The organism is Paraburkholderia elongata, assembly GCF_013177735.1.
GTDB lineage: Bacteria > Pseudomonadota > Gammaproteobacteria > Burkholderiales > Burkholderiaceae > Paraburkholderia > Paraburkholderia elongata.
Window position 1 is genome coordinate 1 of record NZ_WOEZ01000211.1, and the last position, 13020, is coordinate 13020.

8 protein-coding genes and 2 pseudogenes are annotated in these 13020 nt (G+C 63.3%); 5 read left to right on the forward strand and 5 right to left on the reverse strand.

The features are described 5' to 3' along the window. Together GNZ13_RS38115 and GNZ13_RS38120 are read left to right on the forward strand one after the other, a co-directional pair. Positions 1 to 234, forward strand: a pseudogene (locus GNZ13_RS38115) (Hsp70 family protein); the annotation flags it as partial. After that, positions 231 to 3010, forward strand: a pseudogene (locus GNZ13_RS38120) (Hsp70 family protein). The pseudogenes GNZ13_RS38115 and GNZ13_RS38120, both read left to right, overlap by 4 nt. 108 nt (positions 3011 to 3118) lie before the next feature. Here the strand turns inward: GNZ13_RS38120 and GNZ13_RS38125 are convergent. Both GNZ13_RS38125 and GNZ13_RS38130 read right to left on the reverse strand, forming a co-directional pair. Then, positions 3119 to 4060, reverse strand: a complete 942-nt coding sequence (locus tag GNZ13_RS38125) for a DMT family transporter (protein WP_172174685.1) — start codon at positions 4058 to 4060, stop codon at positions 3119 to 3121. Positions 4061 to 4307: 247 nt separating this feature from the next. Beyond that, positions 4308 to 5537, reverse strand: coding sequence for a 2-aminoethylphosphonate--pyruvate transaminase (locus tag GNZ13_RS38130; protein ID WP_172174688.1), 1230 nt, complete (start codon positions 5535 to 5537; stop codon positions 4308 to 4310). 119 nt (positions 5538 to 5656) lie between these two features. Here GNZ13_RS38130 and GNZ13_RS38135 point away from each other — a divergent pair, with 119 nt between their 5' ends. Then, the gene (locus tag GNZ13_RS38135) at positions 5657 to 6535 is read left to right on the forward strand and encodes a LysR substrate-binding domain-containing protein (protein WP_172174691.1); all 879 of its coding nucleotides are present in this window, start codon (positions 5657 to 5659) and stop codon (positions 6533 to 6535) included. Positions 6536 to 6686: 151 nt separating this feature from the next. On the opposite strand, the gene GNZ13_RS38140 is transcribed toward GNZ13_RS38135, so the two are convergent. From GNZ13_RS38140 to GNZ13_RS38150, 3 genes are all read right to left on the reverse strand, one after another. Then, positions 6687 to 7433 (reverse strand): glucose 1-dehydrogenase, encoded by a 747-nt coding sequence (locus tag GNZ13_RS38140; RefSeq protein ID WP_172174694.1) that lies wholly within the window; start codon positions 7431 to 7433, stop codon positions 6687 to 6689. Positions 7434 to 7742: 309 nt separating this feature from the next. After that, positions 7743 to 8765: a histone deacetylase family protein gene (locus GNZ13_RS38145; protein WP_172174697.1), complete on the reverse strand. Its 1023-nt coding sequence runs from the start codon at positions 8763 to 8765 to the stop codon at positions 7743 to 7745. A 60-nt stretch (positions 8766 to 8825) separates the two neighbouring features. Beyond that, entirely contained in the window at positions 8826 to 9758 is a 933-nt protein-coding gene (locus GNZ13_RS38150) for a LysR substrate-binding domain-containing protein (protein ID WP_172174700.1), read from the reverse strand. Positions 9759 to 10114: 356 nt separating this feature from the next. On the opposite strand from GNZ13_RS38150, the gene GNZ13_RS38155 reads away from it, so the two are divergent. Further along, a complete protein-coding gene (locus tag GNZ13_RS38155) occupies positions 10115 to 11428 on the forward strand; it encodes an MFS transporter (protein WP_172174703.1) in 1314 nt (437 codons plus the stop codon). Positions 11429 to 11473: 45 nt separating this feature from the next. Further along, positions 11474 to 12937 (forward strand): amidase, encoded by a 1464-nt coding sequence (locus GNZ13_RS38160; protein WP_172174706.1) that lies wholly within the window; start codon positions 11474 to 11476, stop codon positions 12935 to 12937. Positions 12938 to 13020 lie beyond the last annotated feature (83 nt).

A 13020-nucleotide genomic window follows, 5' to 3' on the forward strand; every position in this document is an offset into this window, starting at 1 on the left:
CGTCAGGATCAGGTCGGCACGCTGCTCGACTTCTGGGGCCCCGAGGAATTGCAGGAGCTTGAAGAAATCCAGGCGACGCTGCCGTCCGCCGGCCGCACTGCCGGTGAAGTGGTGCCGGTGAAACTGCATGCACGCGTGACGGAAGCCGGCACGCTCGAACTCGAAGCCATGCCGCGCGGCACCGACGAGCGCTGGAAGGTTGAGTTCGACGTGCGCGGCAGCGCCAATGCATGACCGAGATGAAGCGCTACAGCGTCGGCATTGATCTCGGCACCAGTAACACGGTGCTGGCCTACGCCGCGGCGGGCTCGCAGGACATTCGCGTCTTCGAGATCGATCAGCTGGTGAGTCTCGGCGAAGTCGCCGCGCGGCCGCTCCTGCCTTCGGTGCGGTATCACGCGGCGCCGGGCGAGTTGAGTGCGGGCGATTTGCAGTTGCCTTGGCGCGCGGCGGATGGTTCAACCGATGGCGCGCCGGGCCAGCTGAACCAGGCGGATCAACCTGTCGTGATCGGGCGGCTCGCGCGTGCGCTCGGCGGCCAGGTGCCGGGACGGCTGGTAGCGAGCGCGAAGAGCTGGCTGTCGCACGCGTCGGTGGATCGGGTCGCGCCGATTCTGCCGTGGGGCGCCGCGGACGACGTCCGCAAAGTCTCGCCGGTCGAAGCCAGCGCGAGCTATCTGGCGCACGTCCGGGCGGCCTGGAATCAGCGTTTTCCGGACGCGCCACTCGAAGCGCAGGACATTGTGCTGACGGTGCCCGCTTCTTTCGACGAAGGCGCGCGAGCGCTGACGGTGGAAGCGGCGCGTATGGCGGGCCTGCCCACCTTAAGGCTGCTGGAAGAGCCGCAGGCCGCGTTCTACGACTGGCTGTTTCATCACCGCGAGAGCCTTGCAACTGAACTGTCAGACACGCGGCTCGTGCTGATCTGCGACGTGGGCGGCGGCACCACCGACCTCACGCTGATCGAAGTCCGCATGCGCGACGGCGAGCCGGAGCTCACGCGCATCGGCGTGGGCAACCATCTGATGCTCGGCGGCGACAACATGGATCTCGCGCTCGCGCATCGGGTCGAAGCGCGCTTGCCTCAAGCAGGCAACGAGCGCACGCGTTTGTCGGCGGCGAGCCTGTCGCAACTGGTCGAGCGTTGCCGCGGCGCGAAGGAACAACTGCTCGGCCCGCACGCGCCGGAGTCCGCTTCGATCACGCTGCTCGGCGCGGGCTCGAAGCTGATCGGCGGCGCGCGCACGGCGCAGGTCACGCGCGAGGAGGTCGAGCAGATCATCGTCGACGGATTCTTTCCGGCGGTGGCGTCGACCGAACGGCCCGGCAGGCCGCGCGGCGCGATCGTCGAGTTCGGCCTGCCCTATGCGACCGATGCAGCCGTCACGCGTCATATCGCGGCGTTTCTGGGCCGCTTCGCGGCGCAGTCGCGCAAGGCGCTGGGTTCTTCTCCCGGATCCTCTCCCGGTTCCTCTCCCGGTTCCTCCGATGCTTGCGAAGGTCCGGACGAGCCTTTGCCGATACCCGACACGCTGCTGCTGAACGGCGGCGTGTTTCGCGCTGAGGCGCTCACGCAGCGCCTGTCCAGCACCTTGAGCACATGGCGCGGCGAGCCGCTCAACGTTCTGCACAACAACAATCCTGACGTCGCCGTGGCGCGCGGCGCGGTCGCTTATGCCCTCGCCCGCGCGGCACCGAAGAAGGCCACGAGATCCGGATCGAAGACCGCACGTTCGCGCTGCGCCTCGGGCACCCCGTGCGCTTTCACCTGGCCTCTTCAAGCGCGGACACCGTCTATCAACCAGGCGAACTGACCGACCTTGCGCAAGGCGACTTCGTTCGGCTGCCACCCATCGCGACGATCGTGGAACCGCGCGGCGCGAGCACGGCGCGCGGCGAAACCGCGGTACAGATCGCAACATCCCTCACGGAAGTCGGCACGCTCGACGTGCACTGCATCGAGCTCGACAATCCGGCGCAGCGCTGGCTGCTCGAATTCCAGTTGCGCCGCGAAGACGCTCAGGTGGACCTGTCCAAGGATCCGGCACAAGCCCGGCACCCCGCGCTCGACGAAGCGATCGACCATATCGACCGATGCTTCGGCTCACGCGCGCAAAAGGTCGACCCGAAAGAAGTCAAACGCCTGCGCTCGCAACTCGAACAACTGCTCGGCCCGCGCGAGGGTTGGAACAGCGCGCTGCTGCGCGAACTGTTCGGTGCGCTGTGGGACCGCGCGCGCCGTCGGCGGCGCACGGCGGACCACGAACGCGTGTGGTTGAATCTGGCCGGCTATTGCGTACGGCCGGGCTTCGGCTATCCGCTCGACGAATGGCGCGTCGAACAACTCTGGTCGCTCTTCGACGACGGCATCCAGTACATCAACGAAAGCCAGGTCTGGTCGGAATGGTGGACGCTATGGCGCCGCGCGGCGGGCGGCCTCGACGAAAGCGCGCAACTGCGCGTGCTCGACGCAATGGCCTATCTGCAAACAGCCGCGCAATCACGCCATAAGCTGCCGTTCGACGTGTCGAAAACCGGCTTCACCGACATGGTCCGGTTAAGCGCATCGCTCGAACGCATTCCGGTCGAACGCAAGATCGAGCTAGGCGAGTCGGTGCTCACGCGGCTGAAGAAACCCGCGGAAAATCATCAGAGCTGGTGGGCGGTCGGCCGCATCGGTGCGCGGCGGCCGTTCTATGGCAGCGCGCATAGCGTCGTGCAGCCGGACATCGCAGCACTTTGGCTCAACGCAATCCTCGCGCTCGACTGGAAGAAGGTCGACCCCGCGGCATTCGCCGCCGTGCAGATCGCGCGCATGACCGGCGACCGCTCGCGCGACCTGCCCGAAGCGTTGCGCCATGCGGTGGTGCGCAGGCTCGAAGCGGCCAATGCGCCGCGCGCGTGGATCACGATGGTCAGCGAGACGGTGGAACTCGATGACGCCGACGAAGGCCGGGTGTTCGGCGAATCGCTGCCTGCGGGGCTGAAGCTGATAGCGGCAGCGCTATGATCGCGCGGCTACGATTAGACGGGAATCGCATCGTCGTCGGTGGGTTTCCGCACTGCTTACGTGGGCGTATTTAGGTGGGTACACTCATTTGGGTAAACTTAAGCAGCCCTACTCGACCCGTTCCCATTTCTGTTCGGAAGACTGAGGCCGCGGCGCAGATCGCGGCAAATTGTCCATTTGTGCCCGCCGTCTATCCAAACGCTGCGAACGCTGCCCCGCCATCGCATCGAGAATCAGACCGCCCAGTACGATCGCCGCGCCCAGACCTTGCCACGCCGTCAAATGCCTGCCGAGCCAGACGATATCGACAGCGAGTCCCACCATGGGCACCAGTAGTAACAGCATCGAAGTCCTTTGCACGCCGAGCTGCTCGATACCGCGAAACCACAAACCATATGCGACGATCGTCGCTGCCAGCACAAGATAACCGAGGGCAAAACCGTTACGTAATCCGAAATGCGCAGGTAAAGGCTCGAAACGCAACGTAGCGGCAGCGAGAAACAGACCGCCCGCCAGCAGCTGCCAGCCGGTGAACACAAGTAGCGTATCCGGTCGGTTCCACTTCTTGAACAGGACGATTCCGCATCCCATCGAGGCCGACGCGCCCAGTCCCGCCAGCACACCAATAGGATTGAGTGCAGCCGGCGACGCGCGGACCAGCAACGCCACGCCCAACACACAGAACGCGATCAACAACAAACGTTCAGCACGCACCGGCTGGCCAAGAAGCGGCCAACTCAGCAACGCCGCCCAGAACGGCGCGAGGGCCATGAAGATGGTGATCATGCCGCCGGGCAGATGCGAAGCCGAGACGAAGAACAGCCCGAACGTCAGCGAAATATTGACCGTGCCGAGGATGACAATTCGCCCGAGCCAGGCGCGCGGCGGCAGTCTGCGGAACAGCGCCAGAATCACGAGACCGGCGCCGAGACTGCGCACAGTCGCGATGAAAAGTGGATGACCGGGCGCGGTTGCTTCGCTTGCCGTCAACGGCATCGTGCCCCACAGCACAGGCGCCAGCGCCGTGATGAACCACTTGATCCTACCCATACCGCATACTCCGCTTCGCCACTGGAAGCGAATTTAGCCACGACGAGCGCGATTCGAAGCGCACGCTGCGGTATGGCGAGAATCACGGCATCAGGTTCGTAAAACGTGTTAGCGGGTCACACCTCGATGACCATGACCCGCGATTGGTCCGCGTTACGCTTTCACGCAAGCGGCAACGGTCCCTCGAACCTCCCGATATAACCCGGATCAGATCAAGGCCGCTCGCCTCGCGCCCAGGCCGCCCTGTTCACGCCGCTTCGGCCAGAATCTTGCGCTCCTCGATCGCCACCGCCGGCGGCGCGGCGTGGTCGACGCCCATCGCCTGCAACGACTGCGCACAGGCCTGCACCACGCGGCGCATCACCCGCTCATCCACCTGACCGATGCAGCCGATGCGGAAGCTGTCCACCACCGTCAGCTTGCCAGGATAGATGATGAATCCCTGCTCCTTCATCAATTCATAAAAGCGCTCGAATTTGAACGACGGATGTGCCGGCGCGAAAAACGTCACGATGATCGGTGAGCGCCAACGCGCATTCAGCAGCGGCTCGAAACCGAGTTCATGCATGCCCGCGACCAGCACGTCGCGATTGTTCGCATACCGCGCGAGACGCCCGGCCTGGCCGCCTTCCAGCTTGTGCAGACGGAGTGCCTCGATAAACGCGGCCACCGTGTGCGTCGGCGGCGTGAAGCGCCATTGACCCGTGCGGTTCATCACGTCCCACTGGTCGTACACGTCGAGGGAGAGCGAATGGCTGCGGCCCTTGGCCTCCTGCAAGGCAGTCTTGCGGGCAATCACGAACCCAAAGCCGGGCACGCCCTCGATGCATTTGTTCGCCGACGACACGAAGGCCTCGCACGAAATCTGATTCACATCGAGCGGCACCGCGCCGAATGCGCTCATCGAGTCGATCAGCAGCTTGCGGCCTTTTTTCGCGGTGGCGGCGGCGATTTCTTCGATCGGATTGAGAATCCCGGAGCTCGTTTCACAATGTACCGCGACCACGTGCGTAATGCGCGGATCGGCGTCCAGCATGCTTTCGACTTCGGCGCCGCGCGGCGGCAGATAGTCGCCCTTGTCGAGCACCGTGCAGGCGCGGCCGAGATAACCGAGCGTGGTCGCAATGCGCTTGCCGTAGGCGCCATTAGCCAGCACCAGGGCGTGGCCGTCGCGCGGAATCAGGCTGCCGAGCATCGCTTCGACGCAATAACTGCCGCTGCCCTGAAGCGGTACGCAGTCGTACTCGCCCGCGGTATCGCCGGCAATGTCCAGCAGGCTGCGGCGCACTTGGGCAGTCATCGCGCGGAAGTCGCCGTCCCACGAGCCCCAGTCGCGCAGCATCGCTTCCTTGGTCGAGAACGCCGTGGTCAGCGGTCCCGGGGTCAACAGGTACGGTTCGCCCTTGGCCGGCGCGGCACACGTTACGGTTGAAGGCATTGCGGACGCTGCTGGGGAGCTGTCGATCGCGCTTTCCATGTTTGGAATCTCCGGTATCGCTGTTTCGGTGCCTTACACAGTACAGAAAGGCTGTCCATCGGTAAAATCGATATAATCGATGCAGGTATCGCAAAAACTTATCTCTCGACGAGGCAGACGTGCAATACGCGCAATTGCGGGCGTTTCATGCGGTCGCGGAACACGGCGGGTTTTCCAAAGCGGCGCAGGCGCTGTCGCTCACGCAGCCGGCGGTGTCGGATCACGTGAAGCGGCTCGAACAGGACTACGGCGTCAAATTGTTCGAGCGCGGCCCGCGCGGCGTCGAAACCACCGAACTCGGTCTGCGCCTTTTCAGCGTGACGCGGCAGATGCTCAGTTGCGAGCGCGACGCGCGGCAACTGCTCGAATCGGCGGGTGGGCTCGAGTCCGGCTCGCTCTCGCTGGTGGCGGACGCGCCCGATCTGGCGGTCGCGTTGATCGGCGCGTTTCGCAAGCTGCATCCGGGGATCGTCGTGACGCTCTCGATCGCCAATGCCGCGGACTGCATGCAGCGCGTGCTGTCGAGCGCGGTCGATGCCGCCATTACCGCCGCCCCGCAGGTGCACAGCCGGCTCGAGTCGCGTGTGCTGCGGCGCGATCCACTGGTGGCGATGGTGCCGGCAAGCTATCCGTTGGCGAAGAAACGCAAGCTGAGCTATGCGGAACTCGTGCAACAGCCGATGCTTTTTCGCGAGCCGCAATCGGTCACGCAGCAGTTGCTGGAGATCGAACTGGTGCGCGAGTCGTTGCAGGTCGAACCGGTGATGTATGTGGACGGGCGTGAAGCCCTGGAGGAAGCGGTCGCGCAGGGTATGGGTGTGGGCGTGATCGCGCGTGCCGAATTCAACGAGTCGCGGCGGATCAGGATGATTCCGCTGCAGGATTGCCAGGTGCAGATGATCGAATCGCTCACGCGGCTCGCTGAGCGACCGGGGTCGAATCTGCTGGATGCGTTGTTTGCGGTGGAGTTGACGGGCGACGCCGCCGTGACGGGTTAATAAAACGATAAGCCGCCGGGCAAGCACTGCCCGGCGGCGCTTTCATGCGGTCTTGATGCGGTGAGCGTGTGTCGAGGCGGTGCATAGCTTCACTACGAGCCTCACCGCGCGAACGCACGGCCACACGACCACACGCTTCGCACCAATCCCGTTACCGCGAACCGCCGCTGGCGATCAGGCTCTCGCCGGTCATCCAGCGTGAGTCGTCGGAGGCGAGGAACACGGCGACGTCGGCGATATCGTCAGGCTGACCAATGCGGCCGAGCGGCGTTGTGCTGACCGCCCAGGTCTCGAAGTCCGAGCCGATGAAGCCGGCACTATGCGTGCCTTCAGTTTCTACCATGCCGGGATTCACGGAGTTGACGCGAATCTTGCGCGGGCCGAGTTCACGTGCGAGCACGCCGGTGATGGCGTCCACCGCGCCCTTGGTGGCTGTATAGACCGTGCTGCCCGGCGGCGTGATGCGGCTGACGACCGAACTGACGTTCACGATGCTGCCGCCTTCGCCCAGATGCTTCACCGCCGCTTGCGTGACCAATAGCAGACCCAGCACGTTCACATTGAAGTGCTTATGGAAGTGCGCTTCGGTGATCTCTTCAATCGGTGCCATCTCATACACGCCGGAATTGTTGACGAGAATGTCGAGGCGACCATACGTTTCGACTGCCGCATCGATGATGCCTTGCGCGTCGGCGGCCTTGGACACATCGCCTGCAACAGCCACGGCCTTACCGCCCGCCGTCGTGATTGCGGCGACCACATCGTCCGCGCCCGCCTTGCTGGACGCGTAGTTCACCACCACCGACGCGCCCTGGGCCGCCAATGCCTTCGCAATCGCGGCGCCGATGCCTTTCGATGCGCCCGTTACAACCGCAACCTTACCTGTGAGCTTGCTCATGATCGTTTCCTTTGGATGGAGTTCGCGCTGACGCGCTGCCGCGAAGATTCGCGGGGCCGACGTCGATGAAGCTGGAACTGCAGTGGCGCTGTCATGTCACTGGACACAATGTAGGCACACACGCCGCAGGGATAAAGCGGCTGAAAACGAATAGATACGTCGGGTGAGCCGAACAATCGGCAAGGCGCGGGGCGCGGAACGCACAAGCGAAGGTCGGGCGAGCGCTCGGCGCGTCGCGGCGTGCTTTTAACGCTTACGATAACTTTCCCGAACCGCGCTCTTAACTCAGAGGGGACCACTCCGCTCACTTCATCGCTTCGATGCAAATCCGCGGAAAAACGATTGCGCGTTCGCATCGAGCGTCTCGATGTGATACCCCCCTTCCTGCACGATCAGAGTCGGCAGTTTCAGCGCGCCGAGTTGGCCGCCGAGTTGGCCGAAGCCCTCCGTCGTCACCGCCACCATCGATTGCGGATCGTCCTTGTAGATGTCGAAGCCCAGTGCAACGATCAGCACATCGGGTTGAAAACGTGCGAGAACGCGCAACGCCGCGTCCAGTTGCTCGAAGAACACCGCTTCCGACGAGCCGTGCGGCATCGGCAGATTGACGTTATAGCCCTCGCCTTTCTGCGCGCCGCGCTCGTCTTCGAAACCGGCTACGACAGGATAGAAATTCGTGGGATCGCCGTGAATCGACACGTACAACACGTCGTTACGGTCGTAGAAAATCTCCTGGATGCCTTGGCCGTGATGCATGTCCGTATCGAGAATCGCCACGCGCCCATACTGTTGCCGCAGCGCTTGCGCCGCGACCGCCACGTTGTTCAGATAGCAGAAACCACCTGCTGCTTCGGCACGCGCGTGATGGCCCGGCGGCCGGCATAACGCGTACGCTTCACCGGCACCGTCGAGAATCGCATGCGCGCCGGCCAGCGCGCTTTGCGCGGACCAGTAGGCAGATTCGTAAGTATCCGCGCCGACCGGGCAACTGCCGTCGGCAAGATAACGTGCCGCTTGCGCAAGCACACCGCGCAACGGATTATTCTCGCGGATGTACACGTTCGACATCACTTCCTCGCCCCATTCCGCAGACATCTTCTTCCACTCGCGGTGCGCTTCTTCGAGGAAGCGCAGATAGTTCATGCCATGCACTTCGGCGAGCGGCGCGGCGCCGAAATCCGCCGGTTCGCGCACGTCGAAGCCGAGTTTCCTGGCGGCTTCAACGAGCCGCAACGCACGCTCGGGCACTTCTTGCGGCGTGCGCATCTGACCACGCGACAGATAGCTGCGAGGATGGTGCTTCAACTGTGCCGGATGAAAAAACGTCTGCATGATCCAGTTCCTTTGCTCCAGTCGTAGATAGGCCTGCCGGCTCACCGATTTCCGCTCCGCTTAAACCACGCCCGCGCTATCCCTATCGAACTGAAACTGCGGCACAGCCGCGACGGCCTCGACAAAGCAGTCGATCAAATAGTCGCAGGCCGACGTATTCAATGCGTCACGCCGCGAGATGATGCCGACCGACACGCGCGGCAATACCTCTCGCACCGGTACCGAAACGAGCCGCTCGCGAATCCAGTCGGTTTCCAGAAAACTCTTCGGACAACATGACAGCAAATTGCTATTCACCGACAGCGAAAAACTCGCACTGAACGAGCTGCACTCCACCACCACATGCGGCGCACTCGCCCCATGCTGCACGAAAAAGTCCTGAAGCGACTGACCGATACTTTCGGGCGTGGTATTGAGCATCCACTCCGCGCCTGCCAGTTCCGTGATCGATTCGGCATTCGCCAACGGATGCCCTTTGCGAGCGGAAATGATCAACTCGCCTTCGAGCAACGAGCGGAACACGAATTCCGCCGCCAGCTTTTTTTCATCGACGATAGCGATCACGAAGTCGAGCGAGCCATCGCGCAGCCGCGCCAACGCCGCCGTCAGAAAACCCTCCTGAACCGAGAGCCGCGTTTTCGGCATACGCTGCCGGAACGAGTGAATGGCGCGCGACAGAAACTTCAGCGACACCAGCGGCGTGACCGCACACGACACCGTACCGCCCGCCTGGCCGGATAGCTGGATCACGTCCTCTTTCGCGTGCTGCATCTCGGCCAAGATGAGCCTCGCGCGCGCACACACGGCCTGGCCGAACTGCGTGAGTTGCGCGCCACGCGCGCTGCGCGACACCAGCGGCACGCCCAATTCCTGTTCAAGCTCGCGAATCGCCTTGGTCAATGCGGGCTGGGACAAACACACCGTTTTGGCCGCGGCGCGAATGCTGCCGTGCTGGGCAATCGCCACTAAAGCGCGCAACTGGTTGTATTTCACGGGTGAGCGGTCGGATAAGCGGTTAGAGAAAGAGGCACCACGGTTGGCGTCAACCATGCGGCTGAAGCCAGCGGTTGATGGCTTGAATCGATGGTACACCGCGGGAAAAACCCCGGCCATGCTCCCAAATACCCATTGCCGTGCTGCTCGCGGCAGCCCCAACGCCCGCCTAGCCGGGCGCGATAACCCAGCGTTATCACAATAAGAAAAAGCAAATCGAGAATGCTTTTTTGACTCCCTAGACTTTTCCTGTCGTCGTCATTGAAGGCGCTCCGCTCGATCAAAGCGCTCTCGAATCGATATTGAAGCGATATCAAAGCATCACGGATTGATTCACCTCCAGAGGGATCCCGTACATGAAGTCACCTTCACTCCGTTCTTCGCTTCACGATGTCAGTCAAAGCGCGAGGCATGGCGCATCGACCCGCGGGCTGATCGTCGCAACGACGATCGGCAACGCATTCGAATTCTTCGATCTCACCGTCTACAGCTTCTTTGCCGTGCTGCTCGGCAAGCTGTTCTTCCCCCTCGCTTCATCGCAACAGCAACTCTTACTCTCGGTCGGCACGTTCGGCATCGGCTTCATCGCGCGCCCCCTTGGCGGTGTGCTGTTCGGTGTGCTGGCGGACCGCTTCGGCCGCATCGTGGCGATGAATCTCACGCTCGTGACGATGGCGGTCGGCACTGGCCTGATCGGCGTGATGCCCACCTACGCGCAAATCGGCATCGCAGCGCCGCTCGCGATCGTCGCCGCGCGTTTGCTGCAAGGCTTTTCCGCTGGCGGCGAAGTGGGCGTCGCGACCACCCTGCTCGCGGAACGCGCCTCAACGGCGCGACGCGGCTACATCACGAGCTGGCAGTTCGCGAGCCAGGGTGCAGCGGCACTCGCCGGTTCGCTGGTGGGTTTCCTGCTGTCGCACTACCTCGACAAAGCTTCGCTCGAAGCTTGGGGATGGCGCATTCCGTTTCTTGCGGGTGTACTGATCGCGCCGCTCGGCCTTTATCTGCGTTCGCGGCTAGGCGGCGAAGCTGATGCGCCTGCCGACGCCGCGCGCGATTCCGCCGGCGTCCTGAAGACTGTTCTGCAACGCGACTGGCGCCTCGTCCTGGTGGCCCTTTTTCTGGTGGTCGGCGGCACGTCGGCGCATTTCATCGTGATCTATTACATGTCGACGTATGCGATCAAGGTGCTGCATCTGCCGATGGATGCTGCGCTCTGGTGCGGGATTCTCGCGGGCGCAGTGATGCTGGTGATGTCGCCAGTGGGCGGCATCTGGTCCGACACGCTCGGCCGCAAACGCGTCGCTTTCATCTCGCGCGTGCTTCTGACCGTGCTCATTCTGCCGGGCTTCTATCTGATCCAGCATTCGCCTTCGGTCAGCACGTTATATCTGGTGGTCTGCGCACTCGCAGCGCTGCACTCCATCAACGCAGGCGCGACCGGTTCGATGCTGCCTGAGATGTTCCCGCGCAGCACGCGCGCAACGGGGCTTTCGATTGCGTACGCCGCGGGCGTGTCGATCTTCGGTGGCTTTGCGCAATTCATCGTGACGTGGATGATTCAGGCGACCGGGAATCCTGCCGCGCCCGCCTGGTACGTGATCGTCTGCGGGATGCTCTCGCTGATCGCACTGCTGTTTGTGGTCGACCGCACGCGTCAAGACATCTAGGCCGCCACGCACGCGTCATTCACTCTTCAACACCACGAAATTCTTATGTCAGACACTCTTCATGCCGATGCACCGCTCGCTGCGAACAGCGAACTCTGCGACCTGTCCGCGCGCACCCTGCTCGATCTGCAGCGAAAGAAGGAAGTGAGCGCCGTCGACATTCTGAATGCACACCTCTTACGCATCGAGGCCGTCAACCCGCAGGTCAACGCACTGGTGACGATCGCCGACGAATCCGCCTTGAAGAGCCGCGCCGCGGAAATCGACGCGCAATGGGCGCGCGGCGTCTGGCAAGGTCCGCTGCACGGCCTGCCGGTTTCGCAAAAGGACCTGACCGCGACGCGCGGCGTGCGCACCACATTCGGCTCGAAGGTCTTCGAGCATCACGTACCGCAGCACAGCGCATTGATCGGGCGCCGCTGCGATGCCGCAGGTGCGCTAATGATCGGCAAATCGAACACGCCTGAGTTCGGCGCCGGTTCGCACACCTTCAACGAAGTGTTCGGCGTGACACGTAATCCGTGGGACCTGAGCAAATCCGCCGGCGGCAGCAGCGGCGGCGCGGCGGCATCCGTTGCGTGCGGGATGAATCCACTCGCTTGCGGCAGCGACATGGGGGGCTCGCTGCGCAATCCGGCCGCGTGGAATGCGGTGGTCGGTTTGCGTCCGTCGCCCGGACGCGTGCCGCGCGCGCCGGATTCGAACGGCTGGGCGACGCTCGGCGTAGATGGCCCGATGGCGCGTGATGTCGCCGATACCGCCTTGCTGTTAAGCGCGATCTCCGGGCCCTCTGGCGAAACCGCGACCGAAATCAGCGAACCTGGATCGCGCTTCGCACAACCGTTACAACGCGACTTTCGCGGCACACGCGTCGCCATGTCGGTCCAGCTTGCCGGTCTTGCCGTCGATCCCGAGATTCAGCGGGCCGTGCGTGCCCAGGCAGCAGTGTTCGAGTCGATGGGCTGCGAAGTGGAATTCGCCGACCCCGATCTCGGCGATGCCGAAGACGTGTTCCGCATCGAGCGTGCGTGGATGATCGGCAGCTTGGTCGATCAGCTCGATGCCGATGCACGTGCACAACTGAAGCCGGAAATCGAAGCAGAGTGCCGCTTGCATCGCTCGCTATCCGCAGCGGATCTGGGCGATATGTTCGTGCGCAAGACGGCGTTGTTCGAGCGCATGCGCCGCTTCATGGACAACCACGCGTATTACGTACTGCCCGCCACGCAGATGCTGCCCTTCGATGCCGATCTGCGCTGGCCCGCTGAATTCATGGGCACGCAGTACGACTCGTACATCGACTGGATGCGCATCTGTTGGTATCTGTCCTCCACCGAATCGCCGGTGCTCGCTTTGCCGTGCGGCTTTAGCGCGTCCGGCTTGCCGATCGGCCTGCAGATCGCCGGACGTTTTCGCGACGACTGGGGGCTGCTGCAATTCGGCCACGCCTATGAGACCGCCGCGGCGCACGGCACGATGCGGCCGCCGCTTATCGCCGGGCGCCGTTAAACACCGCTAAATCCGGGGTTCTTCCGGTAGCCGGTTTCGCCGCCGGCTGCTTGCAGGCAAGCAACGCGTGGCTCGCGGGAGCG